Genomic DNA, 26,902 nt, shown 5'->3' with positions numbered 1-26,902 from the left:
ACGGGATGGGCTCCGCGACGGAGCCCATCCCTGTGGATCATCACGAACCTCCGCTGCCAGCTCATACAGCCCGATTTGTGCGCCTCCTATGAGATGGTGGCGAAATCAGCTCGGGCTAAACACATACTATTTTACGAACTAGCCCCGGTCAGTTGTTGGGACCACCCATTGTCCCAGAAAACGCACGGTGTAGTTTACCACATCACCAGTTGGTATCACTCCATCAGGAGTTTGTAGGACCCTTAGAGGTTCCAGTAAGGTACTGCTCAAGCCATTCGCAGCCTAAAGTGGGCACCCCATCAAGACCATTAGAGCCAGTGCGAACAGGAATTCTTATTGAGGTACACCGACTTGCCCAACAAAATGTCCGTGAGCGTTGTTATTCCTGCCTACAATGAATCTAAGAATATTTCGAGGGCGGTCGACAGTGTGCTAGCACAGACATACGAAGAGCTTGAGTGCATTGTAGTTGATGATGGGTCAGAAGATGATACAGTAGAAAGGGTGGAGAGCTACGACGATGACAGGTTACGTTGTATAAAACATGATGTGAACAGAGGGCGGAGTGCTGCCCGCAACACAGGAATAACAGCTGCCACCGGAGACTACATTGCCTTTTTGGACTCTGATGATCAATGGGTTCCCGAGAAACTTGAACATCAGCTGCAATATCTCAATTCGAAACCTGATTCCTGGGTAGCAGCATACTGTGGAGTCACACAAAAAAGGAGAAACGTACTTGAGCAAATTGCTGGGGCAGTTTTCAATTCAGGCAAAAAGAAAGAGGGCGGTTCAGAATTGATCAAGGAAGTTTTGTCAACGAGAGCATCGATCCATCCTGGATCGACGTTATTGGTAAAAAGAGATATCGCTACATCTATCGGAGGTTTCGATGAGTCTATACATATCAATGAGGATTTAGCCTTTATTGTAGAATTGTTAAAGAAAGGAAAGTTAGCATATCTTGATGAACAGCTTTCGATAATACATCGGTCAAACTACACAGACGGAGACACGATAAAAAACGAGAAAGAGAAATTTTTGAACAAGTTCTCAAATACAGTCTATGATCTTGAGTCCGAGGGATATAGAGTCATCTGCAAGCATAATTATGTAGTTGGAAAAGCGTATCTCCGGGAGGGTCAGTTCAAACGGGGAGTGAATTATCTAAGAAATGCCTGCATTGAATCTGTTGAAGATATTGCAGGTGTGGTTTGGTCGTTCATTCTCGGAGTACGAAAAAATTCATCCGAAGACTGATGAACAACGAAACTGCTAAATCAGCAATTTATTGTTTTGGATTAGCACTAACAGTGAGGATAATTTCTGTAATTTTAACTACTGCCACGGCTTTTAATCCAGAATCGGCTGGAGATGCTGTCGAGTTTGGGAATTATGCAGAAATGATTGCACTCGGGCTACGCAATGGAGACCCATACTCAAATACGCCGAGTTCCGTAGAACCAACCCAATTTTTGTTCCCCCTTACGTCAGTCAATATCTACGAACTCTGGGGAACACTCCTTTCACCATTCTGGTTACTTCCAGGGCCGAGTGGCTTCTATGCTCGACTCGGCAACGCGTTCTTGGGAGCCCTCGCCATCTACAACGTGTACATTCTCGCCCGATACTACCACTCTCATCAGGCGGGGGTTCTCGCTGCGCTCCCGATGATGTTCTATCCGAGCTTCGTCGCGGTTCACAGTACACTCCTCCGAGAGGCTGTAATCTTGTTCGTAATCACGACCACAGCCCGACTTCTGATGATGCCTTCCAATCGACGATTCCGACTACTCACTTATGCTATGGCTGGAGGGCTGCTGCACGTCGCGTTATTACTGCGTAGCGACAACGTCATCATTTACGCAGCAGCGATGGGTGCAGGATTCGTTGTGTATGCTCTCGAATCTGGGTTTCTGTCGAAGCAATGGGTGGGAGTCGGTGCCCTCCTTTCACCCGTTTTGTTCGTTTTGGCCCTCCCATTCGTACGAGACGGTGTTGATTTCCTCGCCCGTACCCGTGAGCTTCGGGCGAAAGGCCGTGCTGTATATCTCACAGAAATCGTCCCACAGACGGTACTGGAACTTGGTGTATTCAGTTGGATTGGAGCTGCGTACTTCCTCTATGCGCCGTTCCCGTGGATGATCGAGACGATTCCGGACCTTCTCATCGGAGCTGAGGGACTGTTCAGCATCTGTTACACGATTTTCGCAGTGTGGGGGATTCGTTCTCTGGGACGGAAGAATGCGCCTGCAACTATCGGCTTACTTGTTGGACTTGGCGTTGCTCTCGTCCTATACGGGGTGGGAACGGCTAATTACGGGACCGGGATGCGTCACAGGCAGATGTTCCTCTGGGTCATCTTCCTCTTCGGCGGTATCGGGTTCTCAGAGCATGTGAAAATCGTATGGCCCTTCTCAGACTCAAGCCATAGTTCAGGTAAAGCGCGCGACCCCTCCACGTGATGTCAATCAGAATGGGTTTCCCCAGTTTTGAGAGGATCATAGCCGATTATTGAGTAGGTCTTGGTAAACTTCATCGAGACTATCGACCATCGTGTCGACCGAGAACTGTTCGACACGTTCGAGTCCCCGTTCACCCATCTCCATTCTCCGAGACTTATTTTTCAGCAATATTTCCAGATGTTCGGCCAATGCCTCGACATCACCGGTCGAAATCAGATAACCATTCTCCCCGTCAGCGACTTGCTCTGGAATCCCTGCGATGTCGGTCGCCACGACGGGGAGTCCACTTGCCATCGCTTCCGTGATCACTCTGGGTGTCCCTTCTCGGAACGATGGCAACACGAGAATGTCGCTCGCGGCGAGGATTCGCGGGACGTCGTCGTGGTACCCAGTGAGGAAGACCTGATCCGACAGTCCACGTTCCGTAACCTCGCGTGCCAAAGAGTCATATAACGGGCCGTCCCCGACGATGCATACCGAGCCCTCCCACTCGCCCAGCGATTCGATGGCGTCCAGTAGCACGCCGTGGCCTTTCCCGTCCGCAAGCCGACCGACCATCACGACCCGCGGTCGATTCCCAGGCAAGTCTTTGACGGGCTCAGCGTCGGCGAATGCGTCGATATCGATTCCACTGTAGACCGTCTGATACTGATCGGGCATTCCAATGCCACGCCCGAGGTAATCGTCTGTGATGACATCGGCGTTCGTGACGATGCAATCAGTATAGTTCGCTGCAGCACGCTCACATGAGAGAACGAACCGGTTCAATACCTCGTTCCGGTCATCGGTGAATGGCACGCCGTGAACGGTGTGGACGACATTTGGAACGCCGGCGAGAGCAGCAGCGAACCGACCGATGATGCCTGCTTCCGTGCTGTGGGTATGGACGATATCGAAATCGCTCTGACGGAGATACCTCGCCAACGAGATCGTTGCAGGGACAGCAGTCACGGGATTATAGTGTCGCATCAACGGGAATTGCACCGTTTCGATCCCGTTCCGTTCGAATCGGTCAACTGGCTCTTGGTCGTACGATGCCCCATACCCTACGGTGAACTCGTACCCATCCAATCCAAGCACGGTGGCGGTCGTCTTCGCCTCAGCCCCACCCTTGATCAAACGCGTGATGAGATGGAAGACGTGAGGGGATTCTCCTTCAGACATCGCGTTCACACCACTGGGAATATAGAGTAAGGAACAAGAGTCATTCCATCTCCTTCGTCACGAACCCTGGAGGTTCGCAACACGCATTGATTGTCTCGATTCGACACACTAAGGACCCCGCCGTCAGAATCGGTGGACATGCCTACTGCGCTCGTTACCGGTGCTGCTGGGTTTATCGGATCGAACCTCGTCGAGTCATTACTCGACCGTGGCTACAACGTACGCGGTGTCGATAACCTCGAAACCGGACGGTCAACGAACGTCGAACGACTCCAATCTGAAGAGGACTATTTGTTTCGTGAGGCAGACATCCGGGACGCTGACATCATGGCAGAGATGACTGCCGGGGTCGACTACGTCTTCCACCAAGCGGCAGTACCCTCTGTTCCACGGAGCGTCGATGACCCAGTGACGACCACCGACGCGAACTGTACGGGTACCGCTACTGTACTGGACGCCGCACGCCATGCAGACGTCGATACCGTTGTCGTTGCGTCCTCCTCTTCCGTCTATGGGTCGACCGAGCAGCTACCGAAGGTCGAAACGATGGATTCTCGGCCCGAATCACCGTATGCACTCTCGAAGTACTACACTGAGAACCTAGCACTCCAGGCCAGTGACTTCTACGATATAAACACGGTCGCCCTCCGATACTTCAACATCTTCGGCCCACATCAAGACCCGGAAGGCGAGTACGCAGCAGTCATTCCAAAGTTCATCGACCTCATGTTAGACGGAGAACGCCCCGTCATCTACGGCGACGGTGAACAGTCGCGGGACTTCACGTACGTCGAGAACGTGATTCAAGCGAATATTCTGGCAGCGGAGGGTAATGTGAGTGGCGAGATGTTCAACGCTGCCTGCGGGGGACGGGTGACAGTCAACGAACTCGTTGAAACGTTGAACGACCTCTTGGGTACTGATCTCGAACCACGGTACGACGACCAACGTCCCGGAGACGTGCGACACTCACATGCAGAAATCTCCAAAGCCAAAGAGCTGCTCGGATACGAACCAACCGTTGACTTTTCTGACGGTCTGAAACGGACTATCTCGTACTATCAGAACGAGTGAGCGCAAACGTATTGAGTGGGCTCTTGTCTGGTTGACATCATCTGACTGTAATCGACAGCGTCTGACTTTCCGTTCCGGAAAGATTTAGTCAGCCTACTTGGGATGCTTGGATAGTATGAGAGTGGTGAGATTGCGATGGAACTAATCGACGACAATGGCTATCTCTTCGGTGTTGTAAACGTCGTCGATGCACTCGTCGTCCTACTCGTTCTCGCTGTGGTCGCCACAGGTGCTGTGTTCGTCCTCTCCGATGATCCGGAACCAGAACCCACGACTGAGACCCACTACGCTACCCTCGACCTTGGTACTCAGCCTACGTACGTGGCAACGCTCATCGAGGAAGGAGACAACGTCACACCCTCCGAGACGGAGGAACTCACGGTGACAGACGTGTACGTCACGGACCAGGGCGACAACAGACGGGTCCTCGTTCGGGTCGCGCTGGAAGGAAACCCGACCGAGGACCCAGCGGATGACACCCTCACGTACGACGGCGGCCCACCACGGGTCGGCCGCGAGCTCGCCATCACGACGTCGGAGTACAGTACGTCGGGGCGTATCACCGAGGTCAGCGCCAGCGACCCGGACCTCGACCTACAGAACACGCGTATTCTCCTCGAAACGACGGTCACGGCCGAGGAAGCAGACCGGATTGACACCGACGACACCATTACACGGAACAACCGCACGATAGCCACGGTCGAGAGTTTTCGTCTCTACGAAACCGATGACCCCAACCAGCGTCGCGCCGTCGTCGTCGCGAACCTGCTCGCACATCAGGACGGAGATACGCTCCGTTTCGGCGTGACGCCGCTCCGAGTAGGCCAGACTGTCCAACTGACCACAGGCGAGTTCGACCTGCAGGGCACGCTCCTCCGGACAGGGGTCAGCGGACTCCCTGTCTCGGAAACAGATGTTCTCCTTCGGACCGAACTCGACAGCGACACACTCGCACAGCTCGAGCCAGGTGACGAGTACCTGGTCAACGATCAGACCGTCGCGACCATCCAGACTATCGATGCGTATGGAACCGGCGCGTCCGATCGCCGGCTCGCGTACATTGGCGTCACGTACCAGACGTACCAGCCGCGCGAGGTCCCGCAGTTCGCAGGGCAGCGCGTCCGTGAGGGTACCCAGCTCCCGTTCCGGACCGAGGAGTACGAGTTCCAGGGACGTGTCGTCCGCGAGAACGCACTCGAACAGCGCGGCACCGAAACGACGCGAATGGTCACGCTCGAGATGGAAAACGTCGAGCCCGACGTGGCGAACAGCGTCGAGGCGGGCATGACCGAACAGATCGCAGGGGAGACGGTCGTCGACGTCACGAACGTCGAGGTCGAACCTGCGGACATCGTGCTCACGAGCGACGACGGCAACGTCTTCCTGCGGGACCACCCGGTGAACAAGGACGTGACCGTCACGGCTGAACTCCAGGTCCGCGAGTCGGCGACCGGAATCACGTTCAAGGGGTCGTCGCTCAGACAGGGCGAGACAGTCTTGTTGGATTTCGGAACAGTCATCATCCGCGCAACCGTGGTGTCCGTGTGAACGATGGGTGAGGACGTGGTCGATGGGGAGGACAGTGGTTCGGTGCCCGTGAAGCTACGCCAGCTCGTAGATGGGTCACGGACAATCGCAACGCTCGAACGAGTCTCTTCAGGACTCTCGAACAGGGCCGAGAGACTCGCGACGACGACACGGAACTCGTTCCTCTATCGATGGCTGACGAAGGAACCCGAGCCCGAAGTCATCGTCATCGACCTCCGAGAGACGTACACCGTAGGCCCGTTGATCAAAGTGCTCGATGGCGTCATCGACCGCCTCGAACCGTACTGGCAGGGTTCGCGATTGAGGCAGGCCCTCGTCGCTGTGGACCGTGGTATCGACAGGGCGGCAGAGACACGAACCGGGGAAATCGTTATGGACGCGCTAGCGCCACCCGAACCGCCGGACAAAGCTGACGGGTCGGAAGAACTCCCCGACGAAGATGAATCCGACGACGACGAAGGGCAGGACATCTGACCGGTAGCCCGAGACACGTTACCGAGACAGCTACCCTCGAACTGATTCTGCGCTGCCTCGCGGTAACTCGGGGTCGAACAGCTCCCCAGGACACCCACATCCCGCACGTGACCAGCGGACGAACGACAACATACTTTTACCGACCGCCAGCAGGACTGGACGAGAACCTCCCGATGGCACGACTTCGTTTCCCCCTGCTCCCGAAACCGCTTCGCTGGCTCGGTGTCGTCGGTGTCGTCGCGGTCATCGTCTACTTCTCGATCGTCACCGTCCCGCCGAAACCAGCCGGCACAACACCGTTCTGGGACAAACACCTCCACTTCGTCGCCTACGCCGGCCTCGCACTCGCGGTCGCCTACGCGACAGCCAGACAACGCGACCAGCCGTACCGAAGAGCAGCCCTCGTCATCGCCGGCGCAGTCGGCTTCGGCGTGCTCATCGAACTCGCGCAAGGAACCCTGTCCTACCGATACTTCGGCTGGGGCGACCTGCTCGCGAACACGCTCGGTGCGTTGCTCGTGGGCGTCTGGTTCGTCGTGGAACGCAGGCTCAGATACGTCCGAGCACGAAAGCTCGCAGGCGAGATCCGCGAATCCTGACTACTCGACGGTCACGCTCTTCGCCAGGTTGCGCGGCTTGTCGATACTGCGTCCGAGCAGGTCCGCGCTCCGGTACGCAATCAACTGCAACACGGCGTTCGCGAGCAGCGGCGCGACGTGGGCATGGGTCGCGGGGACCTCGATGACCTCGTCGACGTACCCTTCGAGCTCGACCTGGCCATCAGTCACGGCAATCACGGGCGCGCCGCGCGACTCGACCTCCTTGATGTTCCCGATGGTCTTCTGGGTTTCCTCGCCATCGCCCGTCAGCACGGCCACGACGGGCGTCTCGTCCGTGACCAGCGCCAGCGAACCGTGTTTCAGCTCGCCGGCGGGGAAGCCCTCGGCGTGGACGTAGGTGATCTCCTTGAACTTGAGTGCGCCCTCGAGCGCAACAGGATGATTCAATCCACGACCGACGAAGAAGCACCGTTCAGCAGCGGCCAGCCGCTCCGCGGCAGCAGTGACGTCCACCCGGTCGAGCACGGACTGGAGGTCGCCAGCCAGGTCCCGGAGGCCGGTCAGCACGCCGGCGTCGTTCCCGTTCATCGCCTCGACGAGCAGGTTCACGGCGACGAGCTGGGAGGTGAACGTCTTCGAGGCGGCGACGCCGATCTCGGGGCCGGCGCGGATGTACATGGTGTGGTCGCACTCCCGGGTCACCGAGGATCCGACGACGTTCGTGAGCGCGAGCGTCTCCGCGCCGCGGGCCTTCGCCTCGCGCAGTGCAGACAGCGTGTCGGCGGTCTCGCCGCTCTGGGTGATGGCGACGACGAGTTCGTCCTCGTCGACGGGCGGCGGACTGGTGGCGTACTCGCTCGCGATGAACGTCTGCGCCGGGATGCCCATCTCGCGGAAGAGGTGCGCCGCGTAGAGTCCTGCGTGATACGACGTTCCGCAGGCGACGAACTGCACACGTTGCGGGCGCGCCAGCCTGTCAAGCTCCTCCAGCTCGACCCGACCGCGCAGCTCGTCGACGCGGCCGCTGAGGCACTGACGGATGGCCTGGGGCTGCTCGTGGATCTCCTTGAGCATGTAGTGGTCGTAGCCGCCCTTGCCGGTGTCCTCGGTGTCCCAGTCGACCGTCTCGACGGGTTTCTCGATGGGCGTCCCTTCAGCGTCCATGACGGTGAGTCCACCCGGTCGCAGCGTGGCGAACTCGCCGTCGTCGAGGTAGACGACGCGGTCGGTGTAGTCGAGGAACGCGGGGACGTCGCTGGCGAGGTGGAACTCGTCGTCGGCGACGCCGATGACGAGCGGGGAGTCCTCGCGCGCGGCGAAGATGGCGTCGACGCCCGCGACGACGACGCCGACGGCGTAGCTGCCCTCGATCCGCCCGATGGCCTCCCGCACTGCCGACTCGGGGTCGGTGCCGGCTTCGAGGTACTCCTCGACGAGGTGGGGGAGGACCTCGGTGTCGGTCTCGCTCTCGAAGGTGTGGCCGCGTGCCTGGAGTTCGTTCTTCAACTCGGCGTAGTTCTCGATGATGCCGTTGTGGACGACGGCGACGCGCTCGCTGCAGTCGGTGTGCGGGTGGGCGTTCGCGTCGGTGGGTGCGCCGTGGGTGCTCCAGCGGGTGTGACCGACCCCGACGTTGCCGTGCAGCGAGGTGGTGCGGACTGCATTCTCGAGCTCCTCGAGCTCCCCGGCGCGCTTCTCGACGGACAGCGCCTCGTTCGAGAGCGCGACGCCCGCGGAGTCGTAGCCGCGGTACTCGAGGTTGGAGAGGCCGGTCATGAGCACGTCCAGCGTCTCGTCAGGACGGCCCACACAGCCGACGATGCCGCACATTAGCGCATCACCCGCCCGTTCTCCGCGATAACGCCGGAGACCGTCGTCCCGGCATCCAGTTCGGCGTTCGGTCCGACGAGCGTGCCGGGGACGAAGGTCACCCCGCCCCGGGCCGTCGCGCGGTCGGCGACCAGCGCGCCGAGACGGCGATCCTCGTGGACGGTCGTGCCGACGGCGACGTCGGCCGGGCCGCCCGGTGCGACACAGCCGGGGCCGAGCGAGACGCCCTGTCCCGTGACGCAGTCGACGAGCGTCGAGCCCGCGCCGACGCGGGTGTCGGCGTCGAGCACGGAGCGTTCGACGGTCGCGTTCGAGCCCACGGTGACGTTTTGTCCGAGTGCGACGTGGGGGCCGACGACGGCGTTCGCGCCGATCTCGGAGTCGCTGCTGACGACGACGGGCGGCCGCAACACCGCATCCTCGTGAATGCGGACGCGGTCGGCACACCACACGCCCTCGCGGACCTCCGTCCCGTCGATGTCGCCGCGGTCGAGGAGCTGCTGGCCGACCGCGAGCAGGTCCCACGGGTAGGTCGCGTCGGTCCACAGGCCCGAGGTCCGCGCGGCGCGAACCTCGAAGCCGGACTCGACGAGCGAGCTGATCGCGTTGGGCATCGTCAGCGACTCCCCGTCACCGATAGCGTCCTCGACGGCCGAGAACAGCGACGCGTCGCAGGCGTAGACGCCGGCGTTGAGAAGGCGGTACTCGTCGCCTCCCGGCCGTTCGACGATGCGGGTGACGCGGTCGCCGTCCGTCTCGACGGCACCGTACATGGAGGCGTCGTCGCTCTCGATGACGGCGAGGGTCACGGCGCTCTCTGCATCGTGGGTAGCCATCACGTCGGCCACGAGGTCGCCCTGGGCGATCTGGTCGCCGTTGACGACGAGGAAGTCGTCGTCGAGCGCGTCACGCGCCTGGAGGGCGGCGTGGGCGCTACCGAGCTGTTTCTCCTGTGTGTGGTAGGTGACGGGAACGCCACGGTACGTCGAGCCGACGTGGCCCTGCACCCGGTCGCGCTTGTAGCCGACGACGACGTGCAGTTCCTCGATGCCGGCGTCGACGAGCGCGTCGAACACGTACTCGATGATGGGGCGGTTCGCGGCGGGGAGCATGGGCTTCGGCCGGTTCCGTGTCAACGGCCGCAACCGTTCACCCTCCCCTGCGGCGAGGACCACGGCCGCAGTAATACTCATTGGCGAAAAGACCCCTTGCGAGAGTAATATATCTTCTTGTAAGCGCGAAATCGAGAGCAGTCGTCAGGTTCCGGCGACGAGGCGGGTGGCCGTTTCAGTCGGGCCAGAACGCACGTTGTCGGTCTTCGATTTCGGCGAGTACCATCGACAGTACATCACGCCAGTCGACCGGATGTGCCACGTCGTTGCCTGGCGTCGGCGCGTCGGGACCGGGATGGACGTGGTCCCGGGCGTTGTGGTCGGACGGGTGTCGGTCCCACCGATGGTCGAACGTCCCTTCGTCGTGGTCCTCGTGGTAGTGGAGCGAGAAATCGCCGTTCTCGAACCACACGACTTCGAGTCGACCCTCGTGGACCGGCTCGGGGTAGAACCCGTCCTCGTAGACTGCGACGACTCGGTCCGGTGCGAACCCGGACTGTCGGTCGACCCGGGAGAACCGAGCATCCCCCGTCAACCGTTCCGCGATCACGTCGAGGCGGTCGAAATCGACCGGTGCGCCGCTCTCGGAGTCCGAGCTGGTGCCCCCGTCGCCGTGACCGCTCATACGGCCGTTCTTCCCTCGGCCGAGTCGCTGGAGCCGTTCGCTAACGCCCGTTCGAGCAGTTCGATTCGACGGCGTGTGGTCTGCCACTCGGATAGCTCTCGCCACACTGCCTCGACCGACTGGTCGGTCTCCGAAGCGTGTACCGAGATGGACACTTCGTCCGGAGCGTCGACGCCGAACAGTTCCGTATACTCCTCGTCGCGTTCGGACGCCGAAGTCAGGTACTCCAGCAGTTCCTCCGTGGTGTACTCCCGCTGGAGCCGCTGGACGCGCCGCCAGTTCAGGTAGTCCTGGTTCCGCTCGTACGTCGCCGGTGACTCGGTGACCCGGACGACGATGCCGAGCTGCTCGAACCACTCCAGATACTCCCGCGCTGCGTCCACGCCGTGGCCCGCGAGTTCGGCGACCTCGCTGACCCTCGTCGGCGTGTCCAACGCCAGCACCGCATCGAGGAAGTCGTCTCTGGTGCGGTCACCACGAACGAGCTCTTCGGGCGGCGTCAACGCCTCGAAGTCCGGTGGTTCCGAACGCGCGTCGGGGCCCGGTTTCAGTTCGTCGTTCGGTTCCCTCATATCCACTTCTACGGCTGGCAGCGGAATAAACCCTTGCACTAGCGGATTATTCAGATTCCTCGGCACTCATTCGACGTCGAGCGAGCGCCCACAGTCGGGGCACTCTTCGTCGACGATGGTCACCTGCGCGTCGCAGTCCGGACAGCGGTAGCGGTAGCAGGCGCGGTCTCCCATGCGCGGAACGGCAGGTGCCAGCGGCAAAGCGGTACACCGGGAAACTATGACCAGTCGTCAGGTTCCGGTGACGAGCGGGCTGGAGACGGGTGGCCGCTCGAAGGGGGCCAGAACGTCCGTTGCCTGTCCGCTATCGTCCGTCCTTCGAGAGCGCACGCACGACATCCTCGACGGTGAACAGCCGGAGGTCGTCCCGTTCCGCGGCCGCCTCTTCGACGGACGGTTTGAAGCCGCTCCGTGAGAAGAGTGCGTACTCTACGACCCGTTCGCCCCCGTCCTGGGGCGACCAGCGAAGTTCATTGACGTGCTCCTCGAGCTTCGCAAGGGCGTCGTATCCGAGCGGCGACTGCTGGAACTTGCACTCACCGACGAGCAACGTCTCGCCGGCTGTGAGACCGACGATGTCGATCTCGTGCTCACCGTACCACCACTGTCCGGTGTTCGTGATCGTGTGCTCCTGATAGAGCGGCCGAAGTGCCGAACAGCAGAGCTCCTCGAACGAGTGACTCACGAAGTCGGCCAGCTCCGGTTCGATCAGCGCTTCGTAGGCCTCGTCCCCTATCTCGTCGTATCGTTCAGCTGCCCCGTACACGAAGTGGAACCAGAAGCGGAAGAACGGGTCACGGATGCGGTACCGACTGCGCTTGCTCCGTTCCTTTCGTTCCGTTATCGGGACGTGCCGGGCCACGAGCCGCAACCGGGACAGCCGGTCGAGGTACTTCGACAGTTGATTGTAGTCGATACCGGTTCTCCCGGCGATCTCGTTCCGGCTGGTGTTCCCGCCCGCGATGGCTTCCAGGATCGAGAAGTACCGGGTGGGCTCGGTGAGCTCCATTCTGAGGACGTAGTCGGGCTCGTCGTGAAGCGTGCCGTGCCGGGAGAGGATTGTCCGCAGAATGTTCTCCGCGAGGGTCGCGTTCGGTGAGACCTCTTCCAGATAGTACGGGACCCCACCGAAGACGCCCCACGTGAGCACCTGTTCCTCCGCAGTGTACTCGTCTCCGAAGAACTCCATCGCGGCGTCGAACGGCAGTTGTCTGATGTCCAGTTTCAACGACGAGCGGCCGTAGAGGGGACTGTTCCCGAGCAACGCCGCTTCTTCCATCATGCTGATCGACGACCCCACGAGGACGAAGGTCGCAGCCGACTCGTCGAGTTCGTGGTCGAACATCGCCTGGAACACGGAGGGGAGACTCTCGTCCTGTGCGACGAGATACGGGAACTCGTCGAGCACGACGATCGCATCCTGTTCGGCGAGATAGCCGAGGACCTCGTCCCAGTCTTCACGGATCCGTGTGACTCCTGGATACGACGCCGCTGCGGTCTCGATGAACTGTTCGAGCTGTAGCTCGCTCGTCTTCTGCCTCGCCTGATACACGACCGCGTCTTCGTACGCCCGAAGCGATTCTCGAACGAGTGCGGTCTTCCCGAGACGTCGGCGTCCGTATATCACCGCGAGTTCCGCGTCGTCCGAGTCGTAGAGATCGTGGAGGCGAGCGAGTTCCTCCGTCCGGTTGACGAACGCTGGCATACCCCACCTACTGACGCCCGCAAGAAAGTACTTCTGGTAATCATACTTCAGAGTACGATACTTTAGAGTACGATACTCCGAAGTACAGTAACTACGTCGGCACTCGTGACCGCTCCAACCGACTTCATTCCACGCCGAGCGACCGGCCGCATTCGGGACACTCCTCGTCGACGATGGTCACCTGCGCGTCGCAGTCCGGACAGCGGTAGCAGGCGCGGTCCCCCATGCGCGGGACGAGGGCAGCCAGCGGCAAAACGGTAGGCCCGCTCACGGCGACGGCGCTGCCCTCAGTATACGAGTTCGCTTCGAATCCCGACGGCGAGCCCACCGACGCCACCGAACGAGAGCACGACGCCGACCGCCCACGGGAGCGACCAGAGCGCCGACAGCGCCGCGAGCCAGAGCCCGGCCACGAGCGCGAGCCCGCCGGCGACGACGAACCGGACGAACCGCTCTACGTCCCGGGCGCGGTCGAGGGACCGCCGAAGCGAGTCGATCAACGCCATACGGTGGGCCGTTCGACGCGAAGCCAGATGAGTGTACCGCCGTCGACGCGCGTCTCGCAGCCGAGCCGTCACCGAACGACCGTCCGACGACCGAGGCCTCCCTGGAGGTCTGCGAGCGACACGGGGGCGACGTACGTCCCGACGCGCTCGCGCTCCCACCAGTCCCCGGTCTCGGCGCGCTCTTCGGGTGTGGTGAACCGGTAGCGGTAGCGCAGCACCCGCACCCGTTCGGGGCCGTCGGGGAACGGGTCCGACCCCATGAGCGAGCGCGCGCCCTCGTCGCCGTCCAGCAGCGCTTCGAGGAGTTCGAGGAGCCAGCGTTGGCGACGGCCGGGCCGGGGGCGCATCGCGGCGAACCAGAGCTGCCAGTCCAGCCGGAGGTGGTAGGGTGCCCACTGCGACGGGCGCTCGTCCGTCCGGACTGGCTGGCCCTTACAGTCGTACGCTGTCCAGTCGTCCTCCGCGGGGTTCTCGGCGTCGGTCCCCTCGATGACCAGCTGGTAGCGGTCCCGGGTGATGGAGCCGAACGCGCCGTAGGTGTTGACGAGGTTGAGCGGGTCGAACGAGGTGTTCATCACCTGCGTCGGCGAGAGCATGTTCACCACGGGGCGGACGCTCATGGCGACGACGAGGACGGCGACGAGGACTGCCAGGACGGTCAGGGCCAGCGGCGGCGACACGGCAGCGGGTGCGGCGACCGGGGCGACCGCGGTGAGCACGCCGTCGCTGAACGTCGCGACGGCCTGGACGACGGTCAGCGCGTTCAGCCACGAGAAGTTCCCGGTGAACACGAGCCAGGCCTGGAAGCCGATAGTCGCGACGCCCGCGGCGGTGGCGTAGGGCTGCGGCGCGAAGTACAGGAACGGCACCGCGAGCTCGACGACGTGGTTCCCGAGCACCTCGACGCGGTGGAACCGCTCCGGGAGGTGGTGGGCGAACCAGCTCACGGGGTTGGGCATCGGCTGCGTCTCGTAGTGGTGGTCCATGCAGGTCAGGTCACGCCAGCAGTCGTCGCCGCGGATCTTGATGAGACCGGCGCCGAACATGTTGCGGAAGAGCAACCACTTCAGCAGCCAGATCACGACGACGGGCGGGTTGCTCCCCCCGGCTCCGAGGAAGACGGCCAGGAAGCCCGTCTCCAGCAGCATCGACTCCCAGCCGTAGCCGTAGAAGACCCGTCCGGCGTTGACGAACGACTGGTACAGCGCCCACAGCGCCAGCCACAGCAGCATCGACGCCGGGAGCGCGTACGGCGCGGGGAGCCAGTACGGCCCCGCGAACAGCGCGACGAGCGAGAGCGCGACGCCGGCCCATGCCGTGAGGCCGACGACCCGGTCGTCGGGATAGACGTAGAACAGGCTCGGCCGTTCGCGGAACGACGCGTTCTCTGCGTACTCCGAGAGCGGGAGGAGGCCGTCCTCGCCGACGAGCGGGTGGAACTGCCGGGCCGCGACGAGGAACGCACAGAGGTAGATGACCGCCAGCCCGCGCTGGAAGACGAACCGGACGAGCCAGTAGTCGGCTCCCGAGGGGAGCATCGTCTTGTCGACGGTGACTCGCGGGAGGGACTAAGGCCCTACGCCAGCTGAATCGCCAGCGCACCGCCGAGAATCGCGAGCAGTCCGAGCCCGACGCAGACGCCCCAGAAGGCCACCCGCTTGACCACGCGCATCAGGACGTCGATGGTGAGGTAGCCGACGACGGCGGCGGTCGCGAGCGCGAGGCCGGCGGCGGCCGGGTTCAACGTCGGGAGCCCGCCGCCGTCGAGGACGGCGAGTACGCCCGCGCCGAGCGCGGCGGGCACGCTCAGCAGGAACGACAGCCGGAACGACGCCTCGCCCTCGTAACCACGGAGCAACAGCGCGCTGACGGTCGTGCCCGAGCGGGAGACGCCGGGGAGGATGGCCAGTCCCTGGAGTGCGCCCACGAGCACCGCGTCGACGGCGGTCGGGGCCTCGCGGTGGTCCGTGACTCCACCGGCGGGCGCTGATGTCTCCTCGCGGTCCGCGTCGCCGGTCCCGGCGGTGCGCTGGAGCACGCCGGTCGCGACGAGCAGCACGCCGATGAGCGCGACGGCCGCGCCCCCGGTGAGTTCGGAGACGAGGTCCTCGATGGCGAGGTAGGCCGCGATGCCGACGACGCCGGACGCCAGGGTCGCCAGCACGAGGAAAGAGAGCGTGGCCGTGTCGTCACGGAAGGGGTCGTCCGGCCGTAACTCCGGAAGCGTCCAGCCGACCTCGGCGAGCGTGTCGCGGTAGTAGACCGTGGCGGCGAGGGCGGTGCCGACGTGGAGGAACAGCGAGTACTGCAGCGCGGCCTCCGGCTCGCTCCCGAGCGCGGTCAGCACGACGGTGACGTTGCCCTCGCTGGAGACGGGCAACCACTCGAAGATGCCCTGGAGGACGCCGACGACGAGCGCGATAACCACCTCGGAATCCATACACCGCCGTCCAGTCCGGTGATACAAAGCCCGTTCGGTTGAGTTCGGGGAGGCGGGTCCCTCGCCGACAGCCTTGACTGCCTGCCGCCCCAACCAGTGTCCAGTATGAGCAAGTGGACCGCGGACGACGTGCCGGACCAGTCGGGACGAACGGTTGTCGTGACAGGGGCCAACAGCGGCCTCGGCCTCGAGGGGACGAAGCACTTCGCCCGCGCCGGGGCGACGGTCGTGATGGCCTGCCGGAGCACCGACAAGGGCGAGACGGCCGCCGCCGAGGTGCGCCAGAGCGTGGCCGACGCCGACCTCGACGTGCGCGAGTGCGACCTCGCGGACCTCGACTCCGTCGCCGCCTTCGCTGCAGGCGTCGAGGACGAGTACGACGCGGTCGACGTCCTCTGCAACAACGCCGGCGTGATGGCGATCCCGCGCTCGGAGACCGCCGACGGCTTCGAGACGCAGTTCGGCGTGAACCACCTCGGGCACTTCGCGCTGACCGGCCACCTGCTCGACGCGCTCCGGGCGAGCGACGGCGAGGCCCGCGTCGTCAGCCAGTCCAGTGGGCTCCACGAGAACGGCGAGATGGACTTCGACGACCTCCACAGCGAACGCGAGTACGACAAGTGGGACGCCTACGGGCAGTCCAAGCTCGCGAACCTCCTCTTCGCGTACGAGCTCGACCGCAAGCTCGACGCGGCGGGCGTCGACGACGTGACGAGCGTCGGCTCTCACCCCGGCTACTCGTCGACGAACCTCCAGTACCGCGGCCCCGAGGAGAGCGGCTCCTGGCTCCGGCTCGTGATGATGCGCGTCGCCAACGTCGTCGTCGGGCAGTCCCCGAGCGTTGGCGCGCTTCCGATGGTGTACGCGGCGACCCACCCGAGCATCGAGGGTGGCGAGTACGTCGGGCCGGGCGGGCTCATGGACATGCGCGGCTACCCCGAGGTGCAGGAGTCGAGTGCCCGTTCTCGCGACGAAGAGAGCGCGCAGCGACTCTGGGCGGTCTCCGAGGAGCTGACGGGCGTCACCTACGCGTTCGAGGAGCCGGCCGTCGCGGAGGACTGAGCGCTGTCACACCACCAACGAGAGGATGGCGAGTACGAGGAACACCAGCACGAGTATCCGCGCGATCTCCATACTCATCCCCGCGATGCCGCGGGCTCCGACCACGGCGGCCGCGAGCGCGAGGGCGAAGAAGACGATGGCGAGTCCGAGCAGGCTGCCTGACTGCAGGGGGATACCAGCGAGTGCCGCGCTCGCGTCACTGATGCTACCGACCGTCGCGAGGTGAGTCGTCGATTGGAACATCTGGAGTCGGACGGTACGCCCGCCAGCCGCTTCATTATAGACGTGTTAAGCCGGAACAGTCGCGTTCACGACTCGGACGACCGCCCCGTGCGAAACCACCGGCAGCCCCGGTTATCGTCTCGAACGCGCCGACCGTGAGCCGACCGAGGAGCGCGTGAAGGCGTTGCTCGACCGACTCGACGACCTGGACGGAGAGCTGTCACTGGAAGAGGCGGTCGCGCTGGCTGGCGAGGTGGCGTGACGACTCGGTCTGTCGGCTGTTCTCGTGGAGGAACCGCTGGTAGGTCTGGCTGCACATTCGTCACCGGCGATATCAGCGATCTGAATGGTTTTATACGATGTTGAAATGCTGAAGACCAGCAATTAGCAAGATAGCGACGACCAGTACGAGTTTCATGAGCCAAGATGGAACATCTTTCCGGATTCTGAACACCCAGTCCATATTCCCACTGACTCGGCCGCTGACTATAATTCCCTATCCGGGTTTCTGGTTGCGAAACACACGTGAACCATCTCCCACACAGTAATTTTCAACCCGCTGGTAAGTGAACCACCGTCGTCGCGTACGGATACTATTTCTGGGGCTTACTCGTCCCGTCCCGCGCGACGACCCTGAGCCTGCGGTAGTCCGCGGTCCACGTCCCGTCGGCGAACAGCTCCTTCCGCAGGTGGTCCTCCACGTCGGCGACCACGGCGTCGCGCTCGTCTTCCGGGACCGGACCCAACAGCCCGTCGCCGAACATCCCGAGCCACGACGCCAGCCCGGCCTCGCCGTCGTCGAGTTCGGTCGGTCGGTCGAACAGGGTCGCGTAGCGCACCTCGAAGCCGTGGGCCTCCAGCAGGCTCGCGTACTCGCCGACGCTCGGGAAGTACCACGGGTTCTCGACCGTGTAGCCGCGCTCTGCTGCGGCGGCTTCGACCGCACCGACGATGGACTCCACGTTGCCAGTCCCGCCGAGTTCGGCGACGAACCGGCCGCCGGGCCGCAGCACATCGCCGACCGAGTCGAGCACCGCGTCCTGCTCGTCGATCCAGTGCAGCGCCGCGTTCGAGAAGACCGCGTCGAACGGCTCTCGGAAGGCGAACTGTCGGGCGTCCCCCTGCACGAACCGTAGGTCGGGGTAGGTCCGGGCGGCCTCGGCGACCATCGCCCGGTCGGCGTCGAGGCCCACCACGTTCGCGCCCGAATCGGCGATGCTGGCGGTCAGGTGGCCCGTGCCACAGCCGAGGTCGAGCACTCGTTCACCGGGGGCGGGGTCGAGCAGATCGACGACGCCCTCGCCGTACTCGAAGACGAACGCGTGCCCGCCGTCGTAATCGTCGGCCGACCACGCGTTCTCGTCGCCGTCGTCGCGCTGTGAGGTCATACACGTGCCTGGTGAGCCGACCGCTTAGTGGTGGGTGGTCTGCCAGCCGTCGTTAACGTCACCGTTTATACTCGGTTGCGCGGTGTATGGTCACATGTCTCGAACAGACGCCTTCGTTACCGTCGACGGTACCGAGGTCCACTACACCGACTGGGGCGATGCCGACGACCCGCTCGTGGTCTGTGTCCACGGGCTCTCGCGCAACGGGCGTGATTTCGACCCGCTCGCGCGCCGACTCGTGACAGAGGGCTACCGCGTCGTCTGCCCGGACATGCCGGGCAGGGGCCGGAGCGAGTGGGCGGACGACCCCGAGACCGAGTACTCCTGGGAGGGGCTGCTCGCAACGCTGCGTGGGTTCTGTGACACCTTCGAGCGCGACGCGGTGCGCTACGTCGGGACGTCGATGGGCGGCCTGCTCGGGATGCTGCTGGCGAACGACGACGACGCCGTCGAGCTCACGCACTTCGTCTGCAACGACATCGGCCCGGTGTTCGTCAACGCCGAGGCGGGCATCGAGCGCATCGTGGACTACCTCACGGACCCGCCAGCGTTCGACACCTACGCCGAACTCGAGGCGTGGTACCGGGAGACCTACGCGACGATGAACCCCCAGACCGACGCCGAGTGGCGGCGATTCACGCTCACGAGCGCGCGACGGCGTGACGACGGCCGCGTCACCCGCGACTACGACGAGCGCATCGTCGCCGCGCTGCTCTCGAGCAACGCCGACCCCGAGGAGGCCTGGGGCTACTGGGAGTCGCTCGACCTGCCGACGTTCGTCATCTGGGCCCACGAGTCCGACGTGCTCACCGAGCCGACCGTCGAGGAGATGCTGGAGCGCCGACCCGAGACGGACCTGCTCGAACTCGACTGCGGGCACCCGCCCGGACTGAACGTCGCCGAACAGCTCGACCCCGTCGTCGAGTTCCTGGCGGAGTGACGCTGGCGCTGGATTCATCCGTCTGTATCGAGAAGCGCGGACGATGCCCTCCCCGTCACGTCGCCGGTTCCTCGCCGGCCTCGGTGCAGCGAGCGTCGGCCTCTCGGGCTGTCTCTCCGGTGGTTCATCCCCACCCTCGGGTGACCTCGGTGAGGTCGACGGCGCGTGGTCGATGGCCGGCCGGGACCAGGGACACAGCCGCCGCGTCGCCGACGGCCCGGCCGACCCCGAGACGGTCTGGCTGACACAGCTGGACGGCGCCCGGGCTGCCAGGACGCCGGCGGCCGTCGACGATGTCCTGTACGTCCCGGTCGATGCCGTCTCCGAGCGCAGTCACCACCGACACCGGATTCACGCCCTCGTGGCCGCGACCGGTGAGGAGCGGTGGCAGGTCCCGCTCCGGGCGGCACCGAACGGGCCGCCCGCGGTGTACGGCGACCGCGTCGTCGTGACCGCCCGTCGGTCGACCCACCGGGGCCGCGTCGTGTGCTTCGAAGAGCGATACGGTCGCGAGGACTGGCTCTACGACGTCGACGCCAGGCTCACCGCGTCGCCGACCGTCGCTGGGGGCGTCGTCTACGTCCCCGACTGGAACGGCAAGGTCCACGCCCTGTCCGTCGCCGACGGCTCCGTCAGGTGGTCGCGGCGAGTCGGCGACGACGACCACGCCCCGACGTTCACCGAGCCGGTCGCCGTTGCCGACGGCGTGCTCTACGTCGGGTCCCGCGCGGGGACGACCGGCGTCACGGCACTCGACGCCGACACGGGCGAGCAACTGTGGCACGAGTCCACGCCCGCCGTGACCGCCGGGCCGGTGGTCCACGGCGAGCACGTCTTCGCCCGGACCGACGGGCTCGTGGTGTCGTTCGGCCTCGACGGGACCCGTCGGTGGGCGGTGTCCGTCCCCGACACCGGCGTCGGCCCCGTCGCCGTCGACGACCGGCACCTGTACGTCCGTGGTCGCGAGCGACTCGACGCCATCGACCGGGCCGGAGAGCAGGTCTGGACCCACGCGCCGTCCGACGGTCGGCCGGGGGTGCCGACGGTCGTCGGCGACAGCGTTGTCCTGCGGGGTCGGGACTCCCTCGTCGGGCTCTCGCGGGACGCCGGCGAGGAACGGTGGACGCGCTCCCCCGACGGGACCGGTCGTGCGGTCGTCACGCCGAACGCGATCTTCCTCTCGGGCTACGGGGGACGGGTGCTCGCACTCGGCGACGGGTAGCCGGCCCCGTTCGGCAGCTCACCCGGTCGTCGCGTTTCCGGCAGCACGAACACAAGACGTTTCTCGGTCGGTTCGGTACTCCCGACCACGATGCCCTGTTCCCGTCGTTCCCTCCTCCAGCGTACTGGCGTCGTCGCCGGCCTCGCAACGACCGTCAGTGCCGGCTGCCTGAGCGGCGGCCGCGAGAGCGGCTACCGGCTCGTCCCGCACGAAATGGACGCCACGCTCGCCGACGAGTTCCGCCTCGTGCAGCCGACGAGCGTCGAGGCGGAGACCCGCATCGACTACGACACGGAGACGAAGCGCGACTGGCTCGCCACGCTGTTCGACACCGGCGATGTCACCGCGGTCCAGTGGCCGCTGGTCCACCCCGACGACTGGGGGACAGGAACGCGTCCCCGGCCGACGTTCCTCCAGCGCGACGGGGGCTACCACGAGGTGACGACCGAGGCGACCCGGGACGTCGAGCGCGAGCGCTGGCTGTTCGCGGTCCAGCGCACCGACGAGACACCACCCGACGGTGCCACCGTCGCGAGCGAACCGTTCGACCTCTCGTGGCGCGACCGTGACACACTGGAAGCGGCCTTCGACGCCGTCTACGCGGGCAACGACGGCTTCCTCGGCCAGCCGGAGGTCGACGGCCTCCGGCCGGTGCAGTACCACCGGGACATGGAGCCGGAGGCGAGCGAACTCGTCCCCGAGCCGCCGTTCGACTACGTCGACCACGCCGGCGACACCTACCGCGTCGTGGTCGAGCAGCGGACCGTGACGGTGCCCGAGCGGACGTTCGCCGTCGAACAGGTCGCGTCGTCGCGGGACGCCTTCGAGTCCTACGTCGAGGAGACGGTGCCGGACGCCCGGTTCGACCGCGACGCGTTCTCCGAAGCCGTCCGCGACGTGCTGGACGCCGCCGTCGACAGCGAGCCCGGCAGCCGCTACCACGAGGAGCCCCCGCTCTCGGACGGGCTCGCGACGGTCCTCGACCGGCTCGGCATCGGCGACGACCTGGAGTCGCACGAAAGCTACGACGACCCCGTCGCGTTCCGCAACGCCGTCGCGTCCTACGACGGCGACTGGTACCTGTTCGACCTGCTCGTCAAGCCCTGAGCGGTCGCTCTCGACCCGCCGGTGCCCTTCAGACCTCGACCGTCTCGTCCAGCCGCGGTGCCGCCGCGTCGAAGCCACTGGCCACGAGCTCGGCCGCGAAGTCCTCGCAGTCGTCGCCGTGGTTCACGAGGACCCGCGAATCGCGGTACGACCCCAGGAACTCCCAGATCCCGTCGCTGTCGGCGTGGGCGGAGAAGTCGTGTTGTTCGGTCTGGGCGGCGACGGGGAGGATGCGGCCGTCGAAGTCGGCGCGCCCGCGTTCGAGCAGTTCGTGGCCCGGTGTCCCGGGCACCTGGAAGCCGGTGAACGCGACCTTGTTCGTCGGACTCGACCGTATCTCGGGGACGTACGTCATCGCGGGCCCGCCGTGGAGCATCCCCGAGGTGGTGACGATGACGGTGTTCTTCTGCGCGATGCGCTCGCGCTGGCCGGGCTTGCCGGTGACGAACCGGGCGTTCGACGCGCCGCGCTGGAGGACGTCGGCGTCGCGGACGAAGCCGTCGTGGCGCTGGAACAGCCGTGTCACCTCCTTGCCCATGCCGTCGACGTAGCAGTCGACGTCGTGTGCGCCGAGAATGCAGAGCATCTCCTGCGTGCGGCCGATGCCGAAGGCGGGGACGACGACGGTGCCACCCTCCCAGACCGTCGACTTGACGCTCTCGACGAACCGGTGCTCGATGGCCGGGCGTGGCTCGCGTTCGGTGTCCGCGTACGTCGACTCCACGATGACCACGTCGGCGTCGGGGCGGGCGCGGGAGGCACCGAGCAGCCGCTGGTCCTCGGTGTGGAAGTCCGCGGTGTACAGTAGCCTCGTGTCGCCGTCGTCGACGAGCACGTGCGCACTCCCCGGGATGTGCCCGGCGTCGAAGAACGTCACCTCGTAGCCGGCGGCCTCGAACTGCTGGCGGTAGCCGTGGGTGCGTGAGACCTCCGTGAGTCGCTTCAGCTCGGCCTCGGTGAACGGGCAGTCGTAGCTCCCGCCGTGGAGTTTGAGCGTGTCGCGGCCGAGCACCCGTGCCAGCTCGGCGGTCGGCGGCGTCCAGTGGATGGGTGGCCGCTCGTCGCCCGACAGGAGGGAGGGGACCGCCCCGACGTGGTCGAGGTGGCCGTGCGAGACGACGACTGCGTCCGGGTCGGGTTGCTCCACCGGGTACTGCGGTGGGTTGCCCGACTCGATTCCGTAGTCCAGCAGCAGCGAGTCGTCGACGAGAATGGCGCTCCGCCCGATCTCGCGTGCGCCCCCGAGGAACCGTATCTCCATTCGATTGCAGTCGCGTAAGCGGGCGAGAGGTTTGGGTCCGTCGGCTTCGTTCGACTTCGACCCCGTTCAGAACGTGCCGTTCTCTCGGTCCCGGGGGTTCCGACGCACGGTGAACTGGTTGTACTCGGGGCCGTAGGCCAGTGCCAGCGAGCCGAGCCACCAGTTCCAGCGGTCGACCACGTCACCCCGTGGCGCGTCGCGCAGGTTGTCCACGATGACGTCGGCGGTGAGGTCGTCGCCCGTGTCGTCGTGGTACCGACCGGAGTCACGCAGGTCGAGCGCCTCGCGCACGACGACGTGCGCCTCGCCGCCGAACTCGCGTTCGAGCCTGAGCTCCAGTCGACCGGGCTTCATGCGAGGGCGTTCGCGCCCGGATGCTTTCGGTCTTCGGGTGGCCGGTCTGTCGTCCGTCAGCCGTGCGTCGGACCCGGGTGGTTTCAAGACGTGAAACAGCTGTCACTACCCTATGTACCCGGGAGCCGTACCGCCTGGTAGATGAGTGACACCAGCGAACGGGAGGGGGGCATCGCCCGAACCGACAGCCAGTCGTGCGAGCCTGTCGACGGGGCCATCGGCTCCCGCATCGCTATCACGACCGACCCCGACGCCGAGACGGTCACGTTCATGACACGCGGCTCCGACGGTCGCCCCGCTGGCACCGAGTGGATGGTTGTCGACGAGTCCCTCGTCGTCGACGTCGCCCGGATGGGCTGACGCCGGCGAATCGCCCTGCCGGTCCGCCCCCGTTTCGACGGAGTTTTGAACGCGCACCGACGATTCGTATCCACTATGGCGAGTTTCAACGTCGTCGTTGCGGACCCGGACTCGGGCGCATCGCACCAGCTCGAGGCAGAGGAACAGGACGCGAACCGATTCATGGGCAAGGAGCTCGGCGAGGAGGTCGACGGCGGTGCCGTCGGCCTCGACGGCTACACGCTCCTCCTCACCGGCGGCTCTGACGAGGCCGGGCGGCCGATGCGCGAGGACATCGAGGGCGCAAACGTCGAGGAAGTCCTCATGCGCGAGCAGGGCGTCGGCTACAACCCGGCACGGCCGGGCGAGCGCAAGCGGCTGACCATCCGTGGTCGCCAGGTCTCCGACGAGACCAGCCAGATCAACGCGAAGATCGTCGGTCGCGGTGACGAGTCCGTCGAGTCCCTCCTCGGTCTGGTCGAGGAGGACGCCGACGAAGACGACGAAGAGTAATCCGAACGGGTCCCGTCACGGCCGCGTCGTAGGTTTCCTGAGGGTCACACCCTCGGCGCGCGGCGGTGACAGCGACACACTTCCTGCGCCCATCACGCCGCGAGCGACAGGTACATGCGGCGTGGTGCCCGAGTAACGGGCATGGCTGATCGGGTTTCTTCTGACGCAGTGCCGACGGTACGGGCGACGCTCGCGAAACACGGGGCGACCGGACGTCTGAAGCTGGAGTTGCCGGCGGACGAGACCGACCGGTTCCCGGCCGAGGAGGTCGTTCGGCTGGTGCTCGACGGCGACCGGTACTTCGCGCGGATCGAGTCGGCGCTGACGGGCGACGAGCTCCTCATCGCAGGTGCGTTCGAGACGCCGTCGGCGGCGCGGAACCCCGGCGAGGGCGAGAACCACCTTACGACCTGGTGCGAGGCGAACGGCCGCGGCGCTGGTGGGTCGGTGCTTGTCGACGTTGTCGAAGACGGGTTCCAGTACGGGTTGCGGGCCCCGGGAGGCCGTGCAGTGTACGACGCACTGGAGCAACCCGACGGGAGTCTCGCGTCTATCGCCTCTGATCTCGAGGACTAGAGTCGAGGGAGGAAGGAGTAGAGCAGGTAGCCGAAGGCGAGGTGCTGGAGCATCGTCCGCTCGACGCTCATGCGGACCTCGCGCTCGTCGTTGATCGAGTACTCCTTCGTGCGGACCTTCTTGTGCATGTGGAGCACGTCCTCCTCTTCGAGGCTGTGCAGGCCGGGATAGACCGTCCCCGGGCTGAGCTGTGCGTCGAAGAGTCGGGTGAGGTCGGAGATGAGCTCCTTGCCGTGGGTCTCGCCGCGCAGCGAGATGAGCATGAGGAGCACCTCGTCCAGGTTCTCCTTGATGATCTCCTCGTCGAACTCCGCCTCGTCGGTCGGGAGCGCGTCCTCGACGGATTCGAGCATTTCGTCGAGCTCGCGCTCGACGGACTGGTCGTTCACCTTCTCCGCCGATCCGATGGTCAGCTCGTACTGGTCGGTGCCACTATCGTCGTCGGTGGCAGCGGCTGTGAGGTCGCTGAACACCGAACTTGGTTCCTTGTTGTTTCGCATCGGTCAGTCGTCACCTTTTGGCTTTCTCCGACTCGGCCCACCCCACCGACCGCCACCAACGGTCGTCGGGCCCGTTCGGGTACTGTTAGAGACGTTGGAAGCATGGCTAATAAGTCAATCGGCCAACCCGTGTTTTGTGACAAAATATTAGGGCGGTTCGGGTCGATGTTTTCGACGGCCCGGGTAACGGCCGAAAAACGTTTTAATGGGGTTTCTGAGCGGCGATTATCCGATTCGGGATCAGCCGACAAACCGGTGGCTCTTGGCGGCAATTATCAGAAAACGTTCACTGGTGTCAGTCGTCGCCGATGGCCTCGACGACCTCGTCGCGGACGGACGGGTCGCCGATCTGTTTCTCGACGCGGCGCTCGGCGAGCCGGGCCAGCATCAGGTGCTCCTCGAGGTCGTCGCCCGCGATGGCCGCGATGTACTTCAGCGACCGCGCGTGGGTGCCGAAGGGCGTCCCGGAGAGGGTCTCCAGTGGGTACTCGAGCGTCGCCGGCTCGTCGTACTTCTTGTTGTGGATCTCCTGCAGCGAGAGCCCCCGGATGTACGTCGTCATGGAGCGACACACGTCGTCGGAGATCCAGCCGAGTCGCTCGTAGTAGCGCAGACAGTTCAGCGCGCCGCTGGTGCCGAACGTCTCCCCGAGGTAGCGAGCCCACTCCATCGTGGCCTCCATTCCCTCGGTGCCCTGCGAGAGCGAGCGCAGGTACGGTTTCTCGGCGTGCAGTGACATCCGCTTGTCCGTATCGAAGGACGGTATCCGTATAAAGGTGCTCGCCGTTTCGAGCCGTGAGTCGACGCCCGAGGTCGGTTCTGGCGGTGGGCCACGCTCGTCCCCCGATGACCGCCGCCGAGCGACCACCCCTCAGCCGACAAGCGAGGCGAGCCACCTGCCGACGAACCCACCGGCCAGGCTCCCGACGGCCCCCAGGGTGAGGACGACCCCCGCGAACACGAACAGCATGACGCCCTCGACGAGGCCGAACCACCATGCGCCGCCGGTTTCGAGCGCGATCTCGGTTGGATACGCGAGTGCCCAGCCGAGCGCCGGGACGCTGCCGAGCACGCCGGCTCCGGCCGCGGCAGTGTCGACGTCGGCTGACGCACGTCCCGCGAGGAAGCCGGCGACGAGGCCACCGACGAACACCGCGGTCAACGGGAGTCCGGTCCCGAGACCGGGGAGCAGCGAGAGTTCGCCCCCGAGTCCGGTGGAGCGGTTGTGAACGACGACGAGCGGTGCGGCGACGAGGCCGCCGACGAGCGCGTACGTCCAGGCAGCCCGTCGGTGGTGGAGGGCCGGTGTCACGGACGGAATGAGGACCCCCGTCGACGTATAA

Annotated in this window: 29 protein-coding genes; 13 read left to right on the top strand and 16 right to left on the bottom strand. The window is 64.5% G+C overall.

Annotation, left to right across the window (positions count from 1 at the left end):
• Window positions 1–363: 363 nt before the first annotated feature.
• Window positions 364–1,260 (top strand): glycosyltransferase family 2 protein, encoded by an 897-nt coding sequence (locus NO978_RS12615; RefSeq protein ID WP_257299943.1) that lies wholly within the window; start codon window positions 364–366, stop codon window positions 1,258–1,260.
• Complete coding sequence (locus NO978_RS12610) at window positions 1,260–2,465, top strand: hypothetical protein (RefSeq protein WP_257299942.1); 1,206 nt, start codon at window positions 1,260–1,262, stop codon at window positions 2,463–2,465. Before NO978_RS12615 ends, NO978_RS12610 begins: the two co-directional genes overlap by 1 nt.
• Before the next feature lie 36 nt (window positions 2,466–2,501).
• On the opposite strand, the gene NO978_RS12605 is transcribed toward NO978_RS12610, so the two are convergent.
• Window positions 2,502–3,629, bottom strand: coding sequence for a glycosyltransferase family 4 protein (locus tag NO978_RS12605; RefSeq protein WP_257299941.1), 1,128 nt, complete (start codon window positions 3,627–3,629; stop codon window positions 2,502–2,504).
• A 138-nt stretch (window positions 3,630–3,767) separates the two neighbouring features.
• Between NO978_RS12605 and NO978_RS12600 the strand changes: the two genes are divergently transcribed.
• The 4 genes from NO978_RS12600 to NO978_RS12585 all read left to right on the top strand — a co-directional run bounded on the left by NO978_RS12600 (window position 3,768) and on the right by NO978_RS12585 (window position 7,324).
• The gene (locus NO978_RS12600; protein WP_257299940.1) at window positions 3,768–4,703 is read left to right on the top strand and encodes an NAD-dependent epimerase/dehydratase family protein; all 936 of its coding nucleotides are present in this window, start codon (window positions 3,768–3,770) and stop codon (window positions 4,701–4,703) included.
• A gap of 135 nt (window positions 4,704–4,838) precedes the next feature.
• Window positions 4,839–6,251 carry a DUF4330 domain-containing protein gene (locus NO978_RS12595; protein WP_257299939.1) on the top strand — a complete coding sequence of 471 codons (1,413 nt, stop codon included), beginning with the start codon at window positions 4,839–4,841 and terminating at the stop codon, window positions 6,249–6,251.
• Window positions 6,252–6,254: 3 nt separating this feature from the next.
• Window positions 6,255–6,725, top strand: a complete 471-nt coding sequence (locus NO978_RS12590; RefSeq protein WP_257299938.1) for a hypothetical protein — start codon at window positions 6,255–6,257, stop codon at window positions 6,723–6,725.
• A gap of 173 nt (window positions 6,726–6,898) precedes the next feature.
• Window positions 6,899–7,324 (top strand): VanZ family protein, encoded by a 426-nt coding sequence (locus tag NO978_RS12585; protein ID WP_257299937.1) that lies wholly within the window; start codon window positions 6,899–6,901, stop codon window positions 7,322–7,324.
• On the opposite strand, the gene glmS is transcribed toward NO978_RS12585, so the two are convergent.
• The 8 genes from glmS to NO978_RS12545 all read right to left on the bottom strand — a co-directional run bounded on the left by glmS (window position 7,325) and on the right by NO978_RS12545 (window position 16,075).
• Window positions 7,325–9,115 carry a glutamine--fructose-6-phosphate transaminase (isomerizing) gene (glmS, locus tag NO978_RS12580; RefSeq protein WP_257299936.1) on the bottom strand — a complete coding sequence of 597 codons (1,791 nt, stop codon included), beginning with the start codon at window positions 9,113–9,115 and terminating at the stop codon, window positions 7,325–7,327.
• Window positions 9,115–10,308 (bottom strand): sugar phosphate nucleotidyltransferase, encoded by a 1,194-nt coding sequence (locus NO978_RS12575; protein ID WP_257299935.1) that lies wholly within the window; start codon window positions 10,306–10,308, stop codon window positions 9,115–9,117. The genes glmS and NO978_RS12575 overlap by 1 nt, the downstream gene beginning before the upstream one ends.
• Before the next feature lie 94 nt (window positions 10,309–10,402).
• Window positions 10,403–10,852: a hypothetical protein gene (locus tag NO978_RS12570; RefSeq protein ID WP_257299934.1), complete on the bottom strand. Its 450-nt coding sequence runs from the start codon at window positions 10,850–10,852 to the stop codon at window positions 10,403–10,405.
• Window positions 10,849–11,424, bottom strand: a complete 576-nt coding sequence (locus NO978_RS12565; protein WP_257299933.1) for a hypothetical protein — start codon at window positions 11,422–11,424, stop codon at window positions 10,849–10,851. Before NO978_RS12565 ends, NO978_RS12570 begins: the two co-directional genes overlap by 4 nt.
• Window positions 11,425–11,728: 304 nt before the next feature.
• Complete coding sequence (locus NO978_RS12560) at window positions 11,729–13,129, bottom strand: ATP-binding protein (RefSeq protein ID WP_257299932.1); 1,401 nt, start codon at window positions 13,127–13,129, stop codon at window positions 11,729–11,731.
• Between the two features lie 287 nt (window positions 13,130–13,416).
• A complete protein-coding gene (locus NO978_RS12555; protein WP_257299931.1) occupies window positions 13,417–13,635 on the bottom strand; it encodes a hypothetical protein in 219 nt (72 codons plus the stop codon).
• 68 nt (window positions 13,636–13,703) lie between these two features.
• Complete coding sequence (locus NO978_RS12550; RefSeq protein ID WP_257299930.1) at window positions 13,704–15,173, bottom strand: lipase maturation factor family protein; 1,470 nt, start codon at window positions 15,171–15,173, stop codon at window positions 13,704–13,706.
• 38 nt (window positions 15,174–15,211) lie between these two features.
• Complete coding sequence (locus NO978_RS12545) at window positions 15,212–16,075, bottom strand: undecaprenyl-diphosphate phosphatase (protein WP_257299929.1); 864 nt, start codon at window positions 16,073–16,075, stop codon at window positions 15,212–15,214.
• A gap of 105 nt (window positions 16,076–16,180) precedes the next feature.
• Between NO978_RS12545 and NO978_RS12540 the strand changes: the two genes are divergently transcribed.
• On the top strand, window positions 16,181–17,137 hold the full coding sequence (locus NO978_RS12540; RefSeq protein WP_257299928.1) for an oxidoreductase: 957 nt from the start codon (window positions 16,181–16,183) through the stop codon (window positions 17,135–17,137).
• A 6-nt stretch (window positions 17,138–17,143) separates the two neighbouring features.
• On the opposite strand, the gene NO978_RS12535 is transcribed toward NO978_RS12540, so the two are convergent.
• A complete protein-coding gene (locus tag NO978_RS12535) occupies window positions 17,144–17,380 on the bottom strand; it encodes a DUF1328 family protein (RefSeq protein ID WP_257299927.1) in 237 nt (78 codons plus the stop codon).
• Window positions 17,381–17,952: 572 nt separating this feature from the next.
• Complete coding sequence (locus NO978_RS12530; RefSeq protein WP_257299926.1) at window positions 17,953–18,747, bottom strand: trans-aconitate 2-methyltransferase; 795 nt, start codon at window positions 18,745–18,747, stop codon at window positions 17,953–17,955.
• Between the two features lie 94 nt (window positions 18,748–18,841).
• Here NO978_RS12530 and NO978_RS12525 point away from each other — a divergent pair, with 94 nt between their 5' ends.
• From NO978_RS12525 to NO978_RS12515, 3 genes are all read left to right on the top strand, one after another.
• Window positions 18,842–19,687: an alpha/beta fold hydrolase gene (locus NO978_RS12525; protein WP_257299925.1), complete on the top strand. Its 846-nt coding sequence runs from the start codon at window positions 18,842–18,844 to the stop codon at window positions 19,685–19,687.
• A gap of 43 nt (window positions 19,688–19,730) precedes the next feature.
• Window positions 19,731–20,909: a PQQ-binding-like beta-propeller repeat protein gene (locus NO978_RS12520; protein WP_257299924.1), complete on the top strand. Its 1,179-nt coding sequence runs from the start codon at window positions 19,731–19,733 to the stop codon at window positions 20,907–20,909.
• Window positions 20,910–20,999: 90 nt separating this feature from the next.
• The gene (locus NO978_RS12515; protein WP_257299923.1) at window positions 21,000–22,016 is read left to right on the top strand and encodes a hypothetical protein; all 1,017 of its coding nucleotides are present in this window, start codon (window positions 21,000–21,002) and stop codon (window positions 22,014–22,016) included.
• Between the two features lie 28 nt (window positions 22,017–22,044).
• Here NO978_RS12515 and NO978_RS12510 read toward each other — a convergent pair whose 3' ends face one another.
• Together NO978_RS12510 and NO978_RS12505 are read right to left on the bottom strand one after the other, a co-directional pair.
• Window positions 22,045–23,277 carry an MBL fold metallo-hydrolase gene (locus NO978_RS12510; RefSeq protein ID WP_257299922.1) on the bottom strand — a complete coding sequence of 411 codons (1,233 nt, stop codon included), beginning with the start codon at window positions 23,275–23,277 and terminating at the stop codon, window positions 22,045–22,047.
• A gap of 66 nt (window positions 23,278–23,343) precedes the next feature.
• Window positions 23,344–23,631 carry a hypothetical protein gene (locus tag NO978_RS12505; protein ID WP_257299921.1) on the bottom strand — a complete coding sequence of 96 codons (288 nt, stop codon included), beginning with the start codon at window positions 23,629–23,631 and terminating at the stop codon, window positions 23,344–23,346.
• 141 nt (window positions 23,632–23,772) lie between these two features.
• On the opposite strand from NO978_RS12505, the gene NO978_RS12500 reads away from it, so the two are divergent.
• From NO978_RS12500 to NO978_RS12490, 3 genes are all read left to right on the top strand, one after another.
• Complete coding sequence (locus NO978_RS12500) at window positions 23,773–23,991, top strand: hypothetical protein (RefSeq protein ID WP_257299920.1); 219 nt, start codon at window positions 23,773–23,775, stop codon at window positions 23,989–23,991.
• 75 nt (window positions 23,992–24,066) lie between these two features.
• Window positions 24,067–24,483, top strand: coding sequence for a 30S ribosomal protein S6e (locus tag NO978_RS12495; protein ID WP_257299919.1), 417 nt, complete (start codon window positions 24,067–24,069; stop codon window positions 24,481–24,483).
• A 141-nt stretch (window positions 24,484–24,624) separates the two neighbouring features.
• On the top strand, window positions 24,625–25,059 hold the full coding sequence (locus tag NO978_RS12490; RefSeq protein ID WP_257299918.1) for a hypothetical protein: 435 nt from the start codon (window positions 24,625–24,627) through the stop codon (window positions 25,057–25,059).
• Here the strand turns inward: NO978_RS12490 and NO978_RS12485 are convergent.
• From NO978_RS12485 to NO978_RS12475, 3 genes are all read right to left on the bottom strand, one after another.
• Window positions 25,056–25,559 (bottom strand): PadR family transcriptional regulator, encoded by a 504-nt coding sequence (locus NO978_RS12485; protein ID WP_257299917.1) that lies wholly within the window; start codon window positions 25,557–25,559, stop codon window positions 25,056–25,058. The two genes, NO978_RS12490 and NO978_RS12485, sit on opposite strands and share 4 nt — an antisense overlap.
• A 295-nt stretch (window positions 25,560–25,854) precedes the next feature.
• Complete coding sequence (locus tag NO978_RS12480) at window positions 25,855–26,298, bottom strand: FlaD/FlaE family flagellar protein (RefSeq protein WP_257299916.1); 444 nt, start codon at window positions 26,296–26,298, stop codon at window positions 25,855–25,857.
• Between the two features lie 132 nt (window positions 26,299–26,430).
• Entirely contained in the window at window positions 26,431–26,871 is a 441-nt protein-coding gene (locus NO978_RS12475) for a DUF5518 domain-containing protein (RefSeq protein ID WP_257299915.1), read from the bottom strand.
• Window positions 26,872–26,902: the final 31 nt, after the last annotated feature.

This window comes from Haloarchaeobius sp. FL176 (assembly GCF_024609245.1).
Taxonomy (GTDB): domain Archaea; phylum Halobacteriota; class Halobacteria; order Halobacteriales; family Natrialbaceae; genus Haloarchaeobius.
This window is presented reverse-complemented; position numbering and strand designations above follow the sequence as displayed.